Source organism: Nocardioides sp. Z22_16, assembly GCF_058134365.1.
This window is the reverse complement of sequence record NZ_JBYTTI010000003.1, coordinates 214,828-230,236: the sequence shown is the minus strand read 5'-3', so window position 1 is coordinate 230,236 and position 15,409 is coordinate 214,828. Positions and strand designations below refer to the sequence as shown.

Here is a 15,409-nt window from a genome sequence, read left to right as displayed (position 1 = left end):
CGCTCAGCCGTCGAGCGTCCCCCGGGCGAGGCTCTCGCCCGAGTGGGTCGGGTCGCCGTCGCCGGGCTCGTAGGAGATGTCGACGATCCGGTAGCCCTCGTCGAGCAGCTCCTCGGGGAACTCGAAGTCCCCGGCCACGCCGTCGGCGAGCAGCCCCAGGGAGACCATCCGGGTGCCGTCGACGTTGATCAGCCAGACCTCGCGGATGCCGTCGGGGCCCTCGAGCTCCTGGGCCTCCACGTGGAGCACGACGCGGTCGGCGTCGCGGCGCACCTGCGCCCGGCCGCGGTCCTTGGCGTCGGCGTCGAGCGAGGCGAGCCGGGCGCTGCTCACCACCGTGGGCTCCGGTCGGGCCTCGGGCTGCTCGTCGTCGCCGCCGGCGATCAGCACGCCGCCGCCGAGCCCGACGACCAGGGTGACCGCGGCCGCGGTGGCCGCCAGCCAGGCCGGGACGCCGCGGCGGCGGGAGTCGAGCGCGACCACGCCGCCGGTGCCGCCGGTCCCGCCGGTGCCGCCGGTGCTGCCGGTGCTGCCGGTCGCCGGCTCCTGCGGGGTCTGCGCGAGCTCGGCGGAGATCGCGGCCCAGACCGACGGCGGCGGCGTCACCAGGGCCTCGTCGCGGGCGGCGGAGGCGACGCCCAGGATGTCGTGCAGCGCCGCGACCTCGTCGCCGCACTCCGTGCAGGAGTCCACGTGGGCCCGGGCCTGCGCCAGCTCGTCGCTCCCGGCCTCGTCGTCGCCGGCCGGGTCGTGCCCGGCCTCGTCGAGCGCGAGGGCGGCGAGGAGCTGGTCGTCGACGTGCTGGTCCCGGTCGTCATGCGGTTGCACGGTGCACCTCCTCGAGGGTCTTGCGGAGCTGGGCCAGTCCGCGTCTCACGTGGCTCTTGACGGTGCCGAGCGGGAGCCCCAGACGGGCGGCGACCTGCTCGTGCGTGAGGTCCTCGTGGAAGGCGAGTCGCAGGATGGTGCGGCGGGGATCCCCGAGGCTCTCAAGTTGTTGAGCGACGACCAAGCGGTCGACTAGACCGGCTTCCGGATCGGGGCCGCCTCCGCGGCCGACGGCGGCCCCGGTGAGCTGGGCCTGCTCGTCGGGGGCCTGCGCCGCGGCGGCGGCGACCCGGTGCGCGTCGCGGGCCCGCTCGGCCCTGCGGTCCGCGATGCGGTGCCGGGTGATCCCGATCAGCCAGGCCGGCAGGGCGTGCTCGGTGGGGACCAGGGTGTGGCGGCTGCGCCAGGCGGAGACGAAGACCTGCTGGGTGACGTCCTCGGCCTCGTGGTGGTTGCCGAGCGCCCGCAGGGCCACCGTGTGGACGAGGGAGGACCACCGGCGGTAGGCCACCGCCAGCATCTCGCCGTCACCGGCACCGAGGCCGTGGGCGACCTCGAGGGCCGTCGGCTCCGGCCCGGCGGTCATGGTCACGGCGATCACGCTACCCCGAGCACGGTGGGTCTGGGGGAGTGCCCACCGTGCCCGGGCGTGTGGAGAGGAAGGTCCCGAGCGAGCCTTCCTCAGGCCGGGCTCACAGGTCGATCGGGCGGAGCACCCGGTCGATGCCGTGGGCGACCTGCTTGTTGCCCTTGTTGATGTCGAGCGCCTTGAGCACGACGCGGGCGTCCTTGGCGTTGCGGTCGCGGTCGACGAGGGTGATGACCGTCTTCTTCTTGTTCATGGCGACCTTGACCTTGACCGTGCCGCCCTGGGCGGTGGTGAGCTTGGCCTTGTCGGACTTCAGCACCTTGCCGCTGGTCAGGGTGGCGCCCGGGACCACGTGGTAGAGCAGGATGGTCTCGATGGTGTCCACGCCGGCCACCTCGACGAGGGTGTTGAAGATCTTCTCCTCGCTCCTGACGTTCTTGCCGGTCAGGTCCTTGGCGAGCAGGCGGAAGGCCTGGTCGGTCGGGGCGAAGGCGGTCAGGCGGGTGGTGCCGTCGGCGAGCAGCGCCACCGGCGAGTCGGGCTTGGCGCCCACCACGGCGAGAGCGGCCTCGGTGACGATGTCGAAGTCCTTCTTGTTGTTGTCGAACTTGTTGCCGTCCGAGGTCAGGACCGAGACGAGGGCCTTCTCCTTCGGGGCCTTCGCAGCCTCGGCGGGCATCGCGGCGCCGAAGACGGTCGCGGCGGTGGCAAGTGCGGCCAGAGATCCGGTGAGTCGCTTCATCAAACTGTTCCTCTCAATGCGTCGGGCGTCTCGGTCGACGCGCCTGTTGTCCTCTTCTCCGGAGAAGTGGCGTCGGCGGATGCACCTGGACGCAGAGTTTTTCGTCGGGTGCCTCGTGCTGCACACTTCCCTGTATGAGACCCCAGGTGGTCGCCCATCGGGGGGCCAGCCACGAGAAGGCGGAGCACACCCTGGCGGCCTACGTGGCCGCGCTGGACGCGGGGGCCGAGGCCCTGGAGTGCGACGTGCGCCTGACCTCCGACGGCCACCTCGTCTGCGTGCACGACCGCACCCTGCGGCGTACGGCGTCGAGCCCGGGACTGGTCTCGACCATGAGCCTGGCGGAGCTCGACGAGCTCGACTTCGCGAGCTGGAAGAACCCCTGGGCCGAGCTGGACGAGGAGGGCCTCGAGCTCGACGACTCCTACCGCAAGGTGCTCACCCTGCGGCGTCTTCTCGAGATGGTCCGCGACTACGAGCGGCCGGTGCAGGTCGCGATCGAGACCAAGCACCCGGTGAGGTACGGCGGGTTGGTGGAGCGTCGGCTGGTGGAGACCCTCACCGACTTCGGCTGGGCGGGGGCGGGGTCGCCGGTCCGGGTGATGAGCTTCTCCTGGGCGGCCCTGCAGCGCGTCGAGCGCCACGCCCCCTCGCTGGACCTGGTGATGCTGATCGACAAGGCCCACCACTGGCCGATGCTGCGCCGGGTGATCGGCCCGGAGTGGAAGGTCGGGCCCGGCGTCGAGGAGCTGCGCGAGCACCCGGGCCTGGCCCGGCGGCTGGTGGGAAGCGGGCGGGACATCCACGTCTGGACGGTCAACAACGAGGCCGACCTCGACCTCTGCCTGGAGCTGGGGGTCCGTGCGGTGATCAGCGACCGCCCGGCCTACATGCTGGAGCTGCTGGACGGCAGGTAGGTTCTCGCGCATGGCCAAGAAGTCGCGCACCAAGTCACGAGACGCCCAGGGCACCTCCCAGCAGAGCGGGTCCGCCGCCGGGACGGAGGGTGCCGTCGGTCCCCGCCAGCCGTGCCCCTGCGGCTCGGGCAAGCGCTACAAGGCGTGCCACGGCGCGGCCGGCGGGGCGGCGACCCCGTTCGTGGCCCGGCCCTTCGAGGGATTCACCAGCGAGTGCGACCTGATCGCGCTGCGCGAGCTGGTGCCCGCGGCCACCGCGCCGCTGCGGCTCCGCGACCGGGTGGCCCCGGAGGGGTGGAGCGGCTCGGTACGGCTCTGCTCGCTGCTGCCGATGGCCGCCCCCGCGATGGTCCGCGACTCCGGTGACGTGTGGCTGGGCCTGCAGGTCCAGCACCAGTTCGGCGACCCGTCCCGCGACCTGGCCGCCGTGCTGGAGCAGGCGCTCGCGCGGGCGGCGGCCGGCGAGAGCGGCGTGGTCGGGGTGACCACCGACCCCGGCAGCGGGCCGCGGCTCCAGGACCTCGTCGTCGACGAGCCGCTGGAGATCACGGTCCACGACGGGTTCGGCTACTGGATCGACGACGTCCCCGAGCGGGACGCCGCCATGGAGGCGGCCCTGGAGCAGGCCAACGCCTCCGCGAACCCCACGGTGCGCCTGAGCAGCGTCGAGGCGGCGTACTGGACCAACGTGGGACCCAAGGAGCACCTGCGCTGGGTGATGCCGCACGACGAGGACGCCCTGCTCACCGCGCTGGCCCGGCTCCACGCGGCCGGCGAGGACTCGGTCGCCGAGGGCTCCCGCCTGGTGGGCATGTTCCGGGCGCACGGTCTGCTGGCCCCGGTCTGGGACCTCCCGGTGGGCACCGGGGCCGAGGTCCTGGAGGAGCCGGCGGCCCGTTTCGCGGCTGCCCTGGAGACGGCGCTGGCCGACACCAGCGAGCTCACCACGGAGCAGCGCTCGGCTCGTGCGGGCCTGGCCAACCGCCAGGTGACCATCCGCTGACCGTCCGCTGACGTCCGCTCAGCCGTCTTCGGCCGAGACCGGTGAGAGGTGTCTCTCACCAGTCGGGAAATCACGCTCAGGGGGTTGGAGATCCCGTCGGTTGTGGCGTAAGTTGTGACAGCCCGGTCGTTGTTGTATCCCCCGTCAACAACGGCCGGGCACCTTCATTTCCCGGCGCCCATGGCGTCGAGCCCGCGGCGGTGCCAGAGCCATCCGGCCAGCACCAGCACGACTCCCGAGGCCAGGAAGCCCAGGTCCCAGGAGAGCGGCGCGCCCAGGTCGTCGCGCACGTGGTGGACGCCGAGCAGCTGGTGGTTGACCAGGCCCTCCACCAGGTTGAAGATCCCCCACCCGGCGACCACCAGGCCGAGCTGGAACCCCCAGCTCGGCGCCATCCGCCCCTGCCGCCAGGTCGCGATCATCGCGACGGTGCCGCCGACCACCAGGAACCAGGTCCCGAGGTGGAAGAACCCGTCGGCGAGCGTGTTGAGCTCGAGCCCGGCGACGGTGTCGACCGGCTCCACGTCGCTGATCATGTGGTGCCACTGCAGGATCTGGTGGAGCACGATCCCGTCGATGAAGCCGCCCAGCCCCAGGCCGAGCATCAGGCCCGGGCCTCGGGACGGCGGCTCGGCCGCCGCTGAGGCCGCGGTCCCGTCCGTCGTGTGCGCGGTCGCTCTCTCGTCCATGCCGGTCCGGTACCCGCACCACCGCGACCGCACCCGTGCGGCACTCTTCTCCCATGACGATCACCCGCTCCGTCCTGCTCTTCCTGGTCGCCGCGGTCGCGGAGATCGGCGGGGCCTGGCTGGTGTGGCAGGGGGTCCGTGAGCACCGCGGCTGGCTCTGGGCGGGCGCCGGGGTGATCGCCCTGGGCCTCTACGGCTTCGTCGCCACCCTGCAGCCGGACGCGAACTTCGGCCGGATCCTGGCCGCCTACGGGGGCGTCTTCGTCGCCGGCTCCCTGGCCTGGGGGATGTTCGTCGACGGCTTCCGGCCGGACCGCTACGACGTCACCGGCGCGCTGCTCTGCCTCGTCGGGGTCGCCGTCATCATGTGTGCCCCGCGGGCGACCTGAGGGCTACCCTCGATCACGTGCGCGCCCCCGACGGCCGGCTGAGGCTGACGTGGCTGGGTCACTCGACGGTGGTGATCGAGCTGGCCGGCTCCCGGCTGCTGACCGATCCGCTGCTGCGGCCCCACAACAACGTGCTGCGCCGCCAGGGGCCCAGACCGCGCCGCGACCAGTGGGCCGAGCCCGACGCGGTGCTCCTCTCCCACCTGCACCTCGACCATGCCGAGCTCCGGTCCCTGCGGATGCTCCCGGGGGTGCCGGTCCTGACCGGCCGGCGCAACGCCGCCTGGGCGCGCAGCAAGGGCCTGGCCGGCCGGGCCGCGGAGGAGTGGACCGACGTGGGCGCCGTGCAGGTGCGGCTGGTCCGGGCCGACCACCGCGGCCGCCCGCTGCCGGGCCGTCCCGGGGAGGCCCACGGGCATCTGGTGCGGTCGGGCGCCAGCACGCTGTGGTTCGCCGGCGACACCGCCTGGTACGACGAGATCGCCGACCTGCCCGCCCTGGCGGGGGCTCCGCGGCTGGACGTGGCGATCGTGCCGATCGGCGGCTGGGGTCCCCGGCTCCCGGCCCACCACCACATGGGGCCGGCGCAGGCGGCGCGGGCGTGCGCCGCGACCGGGGCGCGCTACGCCCTGCCGGTGCACTGGGGCACCCTGCACGCGCCCCTGATGGCCAGGGTCGGCGACTGGTTCGAGCGTCCCCTCGGCGTCTTCGAGTCGGAGGTCTCCGCGGTGGCGCCGGACTGCCAGGTGATCGCGATCCCTCCCGGCGGCACCTGGTCACCGGGAGACGACGGGCGCACCTGACTCGGGGGCACCGGCGTCGGGTGTCCCGGAGTCCAGGCGCTGCCCGGACTGCCGGAGGAACCCCAGCAGCACCTGGTGGAGCTGGTCGGCCCCCTCCACCCGCTCCGGCACGGAGCCGGCCAGGTCCTGCGGCACCAGCAGCACCGCGCGGTCCTGCCAGCCGCCCAGGCCGCCGTGGGCGCCGACCAGCTCCTCGAAGGCCGCGATGTCGAGGGTGTGCTCGTCCACGGCGCTGTTGAGGTAGAGGTCGGGGGCCTTCGGGTCCAGCACCGCGCGGAGCAGCAGCCGCCGGGCGTGCTCGCCGAAACGGGCCAGGGGGTCGGTGCCGGTGACGGCCCCGGAGGCGAGGTCGACGCGGCCCTGGTCCCCGTGGGCCCACGCCACCCCCGACTCGTCGATCCCCGCGACGAACCCCACGCCCGGGTGCTCGCAGAGCCCGGTCAGCAGCCTCGGCCAGCGGAGAGCCAGCGCGTCCAGGCTCAGGCGGGTCTTCCCGGGGACGTAGAGGAGCCCCAGGTTGCCCGAGCCGAGGACGACGGCGCGGTCGGCAGCAGCACCCTCGCCGCGGCCGCCGCGGCCGCCGCGGTGGCCGCCGTCCACGCCGTCCGCGAGCTCGCGATCGACCCGGCGGCGGGCCGGGCCTGCGAGCCGACCCGCGACGCCCTCCTGCCCGATGTCCTCGACCAGCGCGTGGGCCCGGCTCCAGCCCTCGTCGGTCTCCCCGTAGTCGTGGACCCCCTCGCCCATCAGCTCGGTGCAGAGCGCGGAGAGCTCGTGGCCGTAACGGTCGGCGAACGGCTCCCCCTGCGACTGGCCGTGGTCGGAGACCACCACGAGGCGGTAGTGCCGGGGAGCCTGCTCGGCGAGCAGCTCCAGCTGGGCCAGCACCCGGTCGAGGCCCTCGAGCGCAGCGAGCGACTCATGCCGGAAGAGGCCCGCGTGGTGGGCGATCTCGTCGTAGTCGACGTAGTCGACGTAGATCACCTTGCGACCGCGCTGCATCTCCTCGGCCACCAGGGCGGTGTTGAGGTCGCGGAGCAGGACGTTGGTGACGGACCGGAGCAGGGCGAAGGTCCAGTTCCGGTGGATGCGTGGCTCCAGCTCGTGGCGTACCTGGGCGCGGGCCTGCCAGCGTTCCTTGACCACCTCGCCGACCGTGCGGGTGAGGCTACGGGCGAAGCCGGTGGGGGTGAGCATGAACCAGGCCAGCGCCCTCCGGGTCTGCCGGGAGCCCAGGCGGGCGCTCACGCGGCTCATCGTGAGGAGCGAGTTCTCGGCATCCCCGGAGAAGAGGTTCGAGATCGACGCCCCGTCCTCGCAGAGCAGGCCGCGACCGTCGCTGGCCCGCTCCTCGATGAGGCGCGCGTCCGCGGGGTGGTTGGCGACCAGCACCCGGCCCAGCTCGCGGTCGTACCAGCGGAAGCCCGGGATGCCGGCCACGGTGCCGTGCAGGAGGCCGAGCTGGCTGGCGGGGGTGGTGCAGGGGAGCTGAGGTGTCCACTCGCCGAGGTGGTAGGCGCCGGAGCTCACCCACCGGCGGATCGTCGGCACCCCGCCGGCCTGCACGGCCCAGCGCAGCACCGGGAACGGCACGCCGTCGAGCTGGACGACGAGCAGTCCGTCGACCTCCGGGTCGGGCGGCTCGGCGTCCCGGGCGGACCGGCCCCGGCGGGCCAGTGCGGTGGTGAGCGACTCGTCGGTGCCGGCGGTGACGACGTACGCCGCGGCGGTGCTGCCGGCGGCGCAGAGCCAGCTGGCCACGAAGGCGTCCATCCAGGTCGCGGTGATCCCCGGGACGAGGAGCATCGAGAGGTGCATGACGACGCCCTGGCCGCCGAAGGCCAGGGGGAGCACCGTCAGCCAGCCGAGGCGGACGCTGGCCTCCACCAGCAGCGGCCGCACCAGGAAGCCGGCGACTCCGCTGACCGCCGTCACCGCGGCCAGGCTCCCGAGGGAGGCCGCCTCGAGGCCGGGGACCAGCAGGGCGACCAGCCACAGGATGCCCGTGGAGGCGAGCCAGGTGACGAGCATCCGCCAGAGGTCAGCCGGGACGAACCGGCCCCGCCCTCGCCGGCGCGCCCTTCCGGAGACTCGTCCGTCTCTCGCCATGGGGCGCCTCCCACCCGGGCGGCTCCGTCACCCGGGTCGTCCCATCATGGCCCGGTCAGGGCTCGCGGGGAATGCTCCGGGAGATCGGGCAGCTCATGCAGCGCGGCCCGCCGCGGCCTGAGCCGAGCTCGGAGCCGGCGATCCGGACCACCTCGATGCCGGCCGCCTCGAGCCGGTCGTTGGTCTCGTCGTTGCGCTCGTAGGCCACTGCCACCCGGGGCGCCAGGGCGAGGGTGTTGTTGCCGTCGTCCCACTGCTCGCGCTCGGCGGTGACCGGGTCGAGCCCGGTGTCGATCTGGTGGAGGGTGTCGATCTGCATGGCCTTGGCCGCCGCGACGAGGAAGGGCTCCGCGGGTGCGACCACCAGGTCGCCCGTCCCGTCGCCGTCGGCGTCGCCCTGGGTGACGGTGTAGGCCCGCAGCGAGTCCGCGACGTTGGGGTACATCACGATCTTGTCGACGTCGACCATGGTGCAGACGGTGTCCAGGTGCATGGTCGCCCGCTCCTGGGTGATCGGCACGGCCAGCACCGTGTGGGCCAGGGCGTCGGCGAAGAGGTGCCGGGCGAAGCGCTCCACCCCGGCCGCCGTCGTCCGCTCCCCGACGCCGACCGCGACCACGCCCGGTGACATCAGCAGCACGTCGCCGCCCTCGACGTACTCGTGCTGCCAGCCGTGGATCGTGCCGGTGCCGGCGAACCGCGGGTGGAGGGTGTAGATCAGCTCGGTCAGCTGGGACTCGCGCCGCCGCGCCGGCATCGCCAGCGAGGTGATCGCCACCCGGTCGCGGATCCAGACCGAGGAGTCACGGGTGAAGAGCAGGTTGGGCAGGGGGTCGATGAGGAAGTCGTCGCTGGCCATCAGCGAGGTGACCAGGCCGAAGCCGCCGCGGACCTCGTCGTTGCGGACCCCGGCGGTGAGGAAGAGGGCGAGCTCCTCGGGGGAGTGGTCGTGGAGCGCCTCGCGCAGGTACGTCGCCATGGTGTCGCCGAGGTGCAGGGTGTTGGTGACGCCCTCGATCGCCCGCTCCCGCGCCTCGTCGCCGGCCAGGGTCTCGGTCAGCAGGTCGGTCAGGTAGAGCACCTCGACGCCGCGGTCGCGCAGGATGGCGGCGAACGCGTCGTGCTCCTCCTGCGCCCGGCTCACCCAGGGGATGCCGTCGAAGAGGAGCTTGTCGTTGTTGCGGGGCGTCAGCCGCTTGAGCTCGGGCCCGGGCCGGTGGAGCATCACCGTCTGCAGCGTGCCGACCTCGCTGTCGGCGCCGTGCGGGTGCCGGGCGGGCGGGGCGCTGGCCGGCTCTGTCGCGTCCATGCCCGGCACTCTAGTGGCGGGACCCGCGTCCGGAGCCGGAGCCGGCGGCGTGCTCCTCGGCGAGCAGGGCGTAGCGGTAGGAGTCGGTCCACTCGCCCTTCGACCAGTAGTCGCGCAGCACGTGCGCCTCGCGTCGCATCCCCAGCCGCTCGCAGAGCCGGGCGGAGGCGCCGTTGCGGGCGTCGAGCGAGGCCTCGACCCGGTGGAAGCCGTAGTGGCCGAAGGCCAGGTCGAGGACCGCCAGGCCCGCCTCGGTGGCCAGCCCGCGGCCGGCGACGTCGGGGTTGACCGCCCAGCCGAGCTCGACGGTGCTCCAGGTGGGCGGCTTGAACATCAGCAGCAGGTCGCCGACGATCCGGCCCTCGTGCTCCATCCCCAGCCCGAGCACGCTCGGGGAGTCGGGGTCCTCCTCCTGCGGGCGGCGCCGCACCAGCTTGGCCTCGACCTCGGCGCGGGTCAGCGCCGGGAAGGGCAGGTAGGTGGCCACGTCGTCGCGCCCGTAGTAGGCGACCTGGTCGTCGGCGTCCTCGGGGCCCAGCCGGCGCAGCACCAGCCGCTCGGTGCGCAGCGGCAGCTCCGGCATCCGGGGGAGCAGGAGTCGTCGGCGGGCTTCGACCACCCAGGGTGGCGGGTCCTCGAGCTGGTCGGCCGCCTCGCCGAGGAGCCCGCGGCCCACCGGGTCCGAGCGGTCCGCCTCCAAGCGGCGTACGCCGTCCTGGGCCTGGGCCAGCAGCCGCTCCCGTGCCTGACGGGTCAGCGGGTCCGACTGCTGGTCCGGGGCGGGCACGGGCTCACCCCGCGAGCAGCTCGTAGGCCGACAGCGCGGCGAGCAGCAGGCAGACGCTGGCGCCCGCGTAGTGCAGGACGAAGAGACTCACCTTGGCCAGCAGCACCCGACCCACGATGACGGCGAGGCCGGAGACCGTCAACAGGGCGGCCCAGGCGCCGAGGAAGACCGAGACCGGGTCGTCGTACTTCGCCACCAGCGACAGGGTGAGCAGCTGGGAGAGGTCGCCCCACTCGGCGGCGAAGAGCACCAGGAACGAGGTCAGCACGACCTTGACCCCGCGCACCTCGCCGCGGGCGGCGGCCTTCTCGGCGAACTCCTGCTCGGTCTCGGACTCGCCCTCGGCCTGGTCCTGGCTGCGGGCCTCCCGGAAGAGCAGCACCGCGCCGACCAGGAAGAGGAGCATCGCCGCGGCGCGGACCACCTCGGTCGGCAGGAACGCCGCCGCCTTGCCGAGGGCGACCGCGATCCCGGTCTGCACCGCGAAGGCGAGCCCGACGCCGATCCAGACCAGCAGCGGCCGGAACCGGGTGCTGAGCACCAGGGTGGCGATGAAGGTCTTGTCCGGCAGCTCGACCAGGAAGAGGGCGCCGAAGGTCAGCGCGACGACCGCGAGGTCCACTGGTCTACTCCTTGAAGAACGCCCGGCTCGCGGCCGCGGCGTCCGCCAGCACCTCGCTGACCGGACGGCCCAGCGCGCTGGCGGCCCGGACGACGTCGTCGAACTCGGGCTGTGCGTTGACGAGGTCCCCGTGGTGCCGGGCGAGCTTGACCGCGATGGTCTGCCCGTCGACCTCGACGCTCACCATCTCACGCTCCAGCGCGTGCTTCCCGAGCGGGATCTCCCGCACGCCGAGGGTGCTGGTGTGCCGGAAGACCGCCGCCCGGACCTCCTCGGCCCGTTCGGCCGCGACCAGCACGGAGAGGGTGTGCGCCGGCCGGCCCTTCTTCATCAGGATCGGCGTGAGCCAGGCGTCGCTGGCGCCGGCGGCCAGCAGCGCGGCGATCACCTGGGGCCACAGGCGGGGGTCCAGGTCGTCGATGTTCGACTCGATGAGCAGCGGGCGCGGGTCCGGGACGCTGCTCACCCGGATCTCGTGGGGGCCGAGGGCGGACAGCTGCCCCACGAGCAGCCTCAGCACGTTCGCGTGACCCGCGGGGTCCCGGCCGCCGGCGCCGACCCCGATCCTCTCGGTGACCATCGCCGGCTGCGCGCCCCAGCCGGTGGCGAGGGTGGTGAGCAGCGCCGCCCCGGTGGGGGTGCAGAGCTCGGTCGCCGGGGCGCCGTCGGGTCCGGCGTACGACGGGACGCCGCGCAGCAGCTCGGCGACGGCGGGCGGGGGTACCGGCAGCACCCCGTGCGCACCACGGACGGTGCCGGAGCCGACCGCGACGGGGCTGACCACCACCTCGGTGACGTCGGCCCGGTCGCGGAGCCAGACGAAGCCGGCGCAGACCCCGACCACGTCGGCGATCGCGTCGAGGGCGCCGACCTCGTGGAAGGCGATGTCGAAGGGGTCCACGCCGTGCACCGTCGCCTCGGCGACGGCCAGCCGCTCGAAGACCCGGAGCGCCAGCTCGCGGACCCGCTCCGCCAGGTCGGCGTCGCCCAGGAGCTGCTGGATGTCGCGCCAGCTGCGGTGCTGCTGGGAGTCGGCGACCTCGACGTGGCAGCGGGTGGCGGTGAAGCCGCCGCGGTTCACCCGCTCGGCACGCAGGGTCACCGGCTCGGGCGAGACGGCGGAGACCGCGGACTGCAGCTCCTCCAGCGGGACGCCGGCCGCGAGCAGGGCGCCGAGCAGCATGTCGCCGCTGGCACCGGAGAGGGAGGCGTCGATCCAGACGGTCCCGCTCACGAGCGCTCTCCCTGCGGGGCGACCGACTGCCGGGCGATCCGGGCCGCGGCGACCCCGGCGCCGTACCCGTTGTCGATGTTGACCACGGTGACCCCGGGTGCGCAGGAGCTGAGCATCCCGAGCAGGGCGGCGACCCCGCCGAGCGAGGCGCCGTACCCGACGCTGGTGGGCACCGCGATGAGCGGGACGCCGACCAGGCCGCCGACGACCGAGGGCAGCGCCCCCTCCATCCCGGCCACCACGACGAGGCAGTCGGCCGCCTCGAGCCGGTCGCGGACCGCGAGCAGCCGGTGCAGGCCGGCGACACCGACGTCGGTGATCCGCTCCACCCCGGCGCCGTGGACCCGGGCGGTCACCTCGACCTCGGTGGCGACCGGGGCGTCGGAGGTGCCGGCGGCGACGACCACCACGCTGCCGCGGGGCGCGGGCAGCGGCCCGAGGACGGCGGTGCGCGCCACGGCGTCCACGTCGGCCCCGATCGCGGCGCAGGCGGTGAGCGACTCGTCGGTCAGCCGGGTGGCCAGCACGGCCCGGTCGGGGTGGGCGGCGTGCAGGGTGGTGAGGATCTCGGCCACCTGGGCGGGGGTCTTGCCGGCGCCGTAGACGACCTCCGGGTCGCCGGTGCGGTGGCGGCGGTCCAGGTCGACGCGGGCGAAGCCGAGGTCGGCGGTGGCCCCGTGCTGCTCGTCGCTCCCGTCCGTCACGCCCTGCAACCTACTCTGGTGTCACGCACGCGCCCACGCGCTGTGCTCCGACACCGTGACCCGGGAGATCTCATGGCCTTCGCTGACGACATGAAGAAGAAGATCGACGAGCTCGAGGTGGAGCGCCGTCTGAAGAAGCTCGCCGACGAGGCCGACAAGACGGTCAACGAGACGGTGGAGAAGGCCGGCGGCCTGGCCCACGAGCGGCGCGACGAGGTCGAGGGCTGGATCGGCAAGGCGAGCGAGCGGGTCAACACCAAGACCAAGGGCCAGTACGCGGACAAGGTGGAGAAGGTCCGCACCGGCCTGCTCAGCGGCCTCGACAAGCTGGCCGCCAGGCGGCGGATGGACCCGGTCGCGGAGATCGACGGCCCGTCGAGCCCGGAGAGCCCGTCCACCGGGGGCCCTGCGACGGGCCCGACGCCGTCCGACGGCGCTCCCGGGGCCGACCGCCCGACGGACCCGCCGCTCTCCTAGGGGCTGGCCGGGCCGGCTGCCTCACCAGGGTGAGGGCTTGTAGTCCTTCACGAAGCAGCCGTAGAGGTCCTCGCCCTGCTCGCCGAGCACGATCGGGTCGTAGACCCGGGCCGCACCGTCGACCAGGTCGAGCGGTGCGTGCCACCCCTCGGCCGCGATCCGCAGCTTCTCCTGGTGGGGGCGCTCGTCGGTGATCCACCCGGTGTCGACGGCGGTCATCAGGATCCGGTCGGTCTCGAACATCTCGCCCGCGCTGGTGCGGGTCATCATGTTGAGCGCGGCCTTGGCCATGTTGGTGTGCGGGTGGCCGGGTCCCTTGTAGCGGCGGGAGAACTGGCCCTCCATCGCCGAGACGTTGACGACGTACGCCCGCCGCGCGCCCGCCTCCACGGCCCGCCGCATCGCGGGCCGCAGCCGGGAGACCAGCAGGAACGGTGCGATCGAGTTGCACAGCTGCACCTCGAGGAGCTCGAGCGGGTCGACCTCGTCGACGTGCTGGGTCCAGGAGTTGGTGCTCTGGGTGTCGGGGAGCAGACCGCCGGCGTCGACGGCCGAGCCGTCCAGGTGGGCGGCGAGCGAGGCGTTGCCGGCCTTGAGGGCCAGGGCGGTGATCGAGGCGGCGGTGTGCGCGGCCTCGGCGAGCTCGGTCGGCTCCCCCTCGTGGTGGGCGACCGCAGTGGTGGTCAGGGCGCCGGCGATGGCGGCGGGGTGGGCCTCGGAGATCCCGTCGAAGGTGACCATCTCGGGCAGCTCCCGGTCGCCGGGGAGGGGAGCGTCCTCCATCTCCACCAGGCGCGAGTAGGCGCCCGGCGTACGTCGTACCGTCTGGCAGGCGTTGTTGATCAGGATGTCGAGCGGTCCGGCGGCGGCGACGTCGTCGGCGAGGCTGATCACCTGGGCCGGGTCGCGCAGGTCGATCCCGACGACCTTGAGCCGGTGCAGCCAGTCGCCGGAGTCCTCCATGGCGGAGAAGCGGCGGACCGCGTCCTTGGGGAAGCGGGTGGTGATGGTGGTGTGCGCCCCGTCGCGGAGCAGGCGCAGCGCGATGTACATGCCGATCTTGGCGCGGCCGCCGGTGAGCAGGGCGCGCTTGCCGGTGAGGTCGGTGCGCTGGTCGCGCTTGGTGTGCGACATGGCGGCGCAGCGGGGGCAGAGCCAGTGGTAGAAGGCGTCGACGAGGGTGAAGTCCTCCTTGCAGATGTAGCAGCCCCGCGGGGTGAGCAGCTCACCCGCGAAGGCGCCGGGCGCGTGGGAGACCAGCGGGATCCCCGCGGTCTCGTCGTCGATCCGCATCGGCGAGCCGGTGGCGGTCTGCTCGATGATGGCCCGGTCGTGCGCGGCCTCGGCCTCGCGCTTGCGGGTACGCCGCTCCTTCTTCAGGGCCTTGTACATGTGCGACGCTGCCCGCTTGACCTGGATCAGGTCGGGGTGGTCGTCGGGAAGCTCGTGGAGCCGTTCGAGGACGCGGATCGTGGTCGCGAGGTCGTCGGGGTCGAGGCCGGGCTGGTGCAACACGCAGGGATCCTACGGCGGACCGGGGCCGGGACCCGCTTCCGAGCCGGTGCCGAGCCGGTGCCGACCCGTGGCCGGAGCGTGGGCCGTGGCCAGGGTCACGAGGAGTTGCTAGCCTCGCGCCCAGCATCGCGTGCGGGTGGCGGACAGCGTCACGCATGGAGGTGCCGAACCAGGAAGGTGACGTCGATGACGCTCCGTTCCTCGTTCCTCACCCGTGGGTGAGGACGTCACCAGGCTGATCGCCTGGCACCACGAGATGAAGGCCGTGCACGCACGGCTGCGCGACGCGCTGGACGTCGTCCAGGAGTCGTTGCGCGAAGGCCGCGACATCCCGCCGGTCGAGCGGGAGCTGCTGCTCTACTGCCACGGGTTCTGTGTGGCCCTGGACGGCCACCACCGCGGGGAGGACGACGCCCTGTTCCCTCGGCTGGCCGAGCTGCGGCCCGAGCTGGCCTCCGTGCTGGGCTACCTGCGGCAGGACCACTCGATGATCGCGCACCTGATCGGGGCCCTGCGCGAGGCGATCGAGCGGGAAGACCCGCCGGCGGAGCTCCAGCGGCACCTCGACGGGATCGCCGCGATCATGGAGTCGCACTTCCGCTACGAGGAGCGCGAGCTGCTCGGGGTGCTGGGCGAGGTCGAGCTGGAGATCACTCCGGAGACCGCGTTCGGCCCGCTGTGAGGACCGGCGT

General features: G+C 73.5%; 17 protein-coding genes. 6 read left to right on the top strand and 11 right to left on the bottom strand.

The window, feature by feature from the left end; translation table 11 throughout:
* Nucleotides 1–3 precede the first annotated feature (3 nt).
* From AC3X7R_RS09470 to AC3X7R_RS09460, 3 genes are all read right to left on the bottom strand, one after another.
* Nucleotides 4–828 carry an anti-sigma factor gene (locus AC3X7R_RS09470; protein ID WP_489965384.1) on the bottom strand — a complete coding sequence of 275 codons (825 nt, stop codon included), beginning with the start codon at nucleotides 826–828 and terminating at the stop codon, nucleotides 4–6.
* A complete protein-coding gene (locus AC3X7R_RS09465) occupies nucleotides 815–1,414 on the bottom strand; it encodes an RNA polymerase sigma factor (protein WP_489965914.1) in 600 nt (199 codons plus the stop codon). Before AC3X7R_RS09465 ends, AC3X7R_RS09470 begins: the two co-directional genes overlap by 14 nt.
* A 106-nt stretch (nucleotides 1,415–1,520) precedes the next feature.
* Complete coding sequence (locus tag AC3X7R_RS09460) at nucleotides 1,521–2,159, bottom strand: fasciclin domain-containing protein (protein ID WP_489965383.1); 639 nt, start codon at nucleotides 2,157–2,159, stop codon at nucleotides 1,521–1,523.
* Nucleotides 2,160–2,293: 134 nt separating this feature from the next.
* On the opposite strand from AC3X7R_RS09460, the gene AC3X7R_RS09455 reads away from it, so the two are divergent.
* Together AC3X7R_RS09455 and AC3X7R_RS09450 are read left to right on the top strand one after the other, a co-directional pair.
* Nucleotides 2,294–3,076 carry a glycerophosphodiester phosphodiesterase gene (locus AC3X7R_RS09455; protein WP_489965382.1) on the top strand — a complete coding sequence of 261 codons (783 nt, stop codon included), beginning with the start codon at nucleotides 2,294–2,296 and terminating at the stop codon, nucleotides 3,074–3,076.
* 10 nt (nucleotides 3,077–3,086) lie between these two features.
* Nucleotides 3,087–4,079: a DUF5926 family protein gene (locus AC3X7R_RS09450; protein WP_489965381.1), complete on the top strand. Its 993-nt coding sequence runs from the start codon at nucleotides 3,087–3,089 to the stop codon at nucleotides 4,077–4,079.
* 164 nt (nucleotides 4,080–4,243) lie between these two features.
* Here AC3X7R_RS09450 and AC3X7R_RS09445 read toward each other — a convergent pair whose 3' ends face one another.
* Nucleotides 4,244–4,768 carry a DUF2243 domain-containing protein gene (locus AC3X7R_RS09445; RefSeq protein ID WP_489965380.1) on the bottom strand — a complete coding sequence of 175 codons (525 nt, stop codon included), beginning with the start codon at nucleotides 4,766–4,768 and terminating at the stop codon, nucleotides 4,244–4,246.
* Nucleotides 4,769–4,821: 53 nt separating this feature from the next.
* Here AC3X7R_RS09445 and AC3X7R_RS09440 point away from each other — a divergent pair, with 53 nt between their 5' ends.
* Nucleotides 4,822–5,157 (top strand): YnfA family protein, encoded by a 336-nt coding sequence (locus tag AC3X7R_RS09440; protein WP_489965379.1) that lies wholly within the window; start codon nucleotides 4,822–4,824, stop codon nucleotides 5,155–5,157.
* A gap of 17 nt (nucleotides 5,158–5,174) precedes the next feature.
* Nucleotides 5,175–5,960 carry an MBL fold metallo-hydrolase gene (locus AC3X7R_RS09435; protein ID WP_489965378.1) on the top strand — a complete coding sequence of 262 codons (786 nt, stop codon included), beginning with the start codon at nucleotides 5,175–5,177 and terminating at the stop codon, nucleotides 5,958–5,960.
* On the opposite strand, the gene AC3X7R_RS09430 is transcribed toward AC3X7R_RS09435, so the two are convergent.
* The 6 genes from AC3X7R_RS09430 to larB form a co-directional block, all read right to left on the bottom strand.
* The gene (locus AC3X7R_RS09430) at nucleotides 5,934–7,991 is read right to left on the bottom strand and encodes a phage holin family protein (RefSeq protein WP_489965377.1); all 2,058 of its coding nucleotides are present in this window, start codon (nucleotides 7,989–7,991) and stop codon (nucleotides 5,934–5,936) included. The genes AC3X7R_RS09435 and AC3X7R_RS09430 overlap by 27 nt on opposite strands.
* Nucleotides 7,992–8,124: 133 nt before the next feature.
* Nucleotides 8,125–9,378 carry an arginine deiminase gene (locus tag AC3X7R_RS09425; RefSeq protein ID WP_489965376.1) on the bottom strand — a complete coding sequence of 418 codons (1,254 nt, stop codon included), beginning with the start codon at nucleotides 9,376–9,378 and terminating at the stop codon, nucleotides 8,125–8,127.
* 10 nt (nucleotides 9,379–9,388) lie between these two features.
* The gene (locus AC3X7R_RS09420) at nucleotides 9,389–10,165 is read right to left on the bottom strand and encodes a GNAT family N-acetyltransferase (RefSeq protein ID WP_489965375.1); all 777 of its coding nucleotides are present in this window, start codon (nucleotides 10,163–10,165) and stop codon (nucleotides 9,389–9,391) included.
* A 4-nt stretch (nucleotides 10,166–10,169) separates the two neighbouring features.
* Nucleotides 10,170–10,787 (bottom strand): TMEM165/GDT1 family protein, encoded by a 618-nt coding sequence (locus tag AC3X7R_RS09415; RefSeq protein ID WP_489965374.1) that lies wholly within the window; start codon nucleotides 10,785–10,787, stop codon nucleotides 10,170–10,172.
* A 4-nt stretch (nucleotides 10,788–10,791) separates the two neighbouring features.
* Complete coding sequence (gene larC, locus AC3X7R_RS09410; protein WP_489965373.1) at nucleotides 10,792–12,021, bottom strand: nickel pincer cofactor biosynthesis protein LarC; 1,230 nt, start codon at nucleotides 12,019–12,021, stop codon at nucleotides 10,792–10,794.
* Nucleotides 12,018–12,725: a nickel pincer cofactor biosynthesis protein LarB gene (gene larB / locus AC3X7R_RS09405; protein WP_489965372.1), complete on the bottom strand. Its 708-nt coding sequence runs from the start codon at nucleotides 12,723–12,725 to the stop codon at nucleotides 12,018–12,020. Before larB ends, larC begins: the two co-directional genes overlap by 4 nt.
* Nucleotides 12,726–12,797: 72 nt before the next feature.
* Here larB and AC3X7R_RS09400 point away from each other — a divergent pair, with 72 nt between their 5' ends.
* Nucleotides 12,798–13,202 carry an antitoxin gene (locus AC3X7R_RS09400; protein WP_489965371.1) on the top strand — a complete coding sequence of 135 codons (405 nt, stop codon included), beginning with the start codon at nucleotides 12,798–12,800 and terminating at the stop codon, nucleotides 13,200–13,202.
* A 21-nt stretch (nucleotides 13,203–13,223) separates the two neighbouring features.
* Here the strand turns inward: AC3X7R_RS09400 and AC3X7R_RS09395 are convergent, their stop codons facing one another.
* Nucleotides 13,224–14,717, bottom strand: a complete 1,494-nt coding sequence (locus tag AC3X7R_RS09395; protein ID WP_489965370.1) for an SDR family NAD(P)-dependent oxidoreductase — start codon at nucleotides 14,715–14,717, stop codon at nucleotides 13,224–13,226.
* A 214-nt stretch (nucleotides 14,718–14,931) separates the two neighbouring features.
* Here AC3X7R_RS09395 and AC3X7R_RS09390 point away from each other — a divergent pair, with 214 nt between their 5' ends.
* Entirely contained in the window at nucleotides 14,932–15,399 is a 468-nt protein-coding gene (locus tag AC3X7R_RS09390; RefSeq protein ID WP_489965369.1) for a hemerythrin domain-containing protein, read from the top strand.
* The last annotated feature ends 10 nt before the right edge of the window (nucleotides 15,400–15,409 follow it).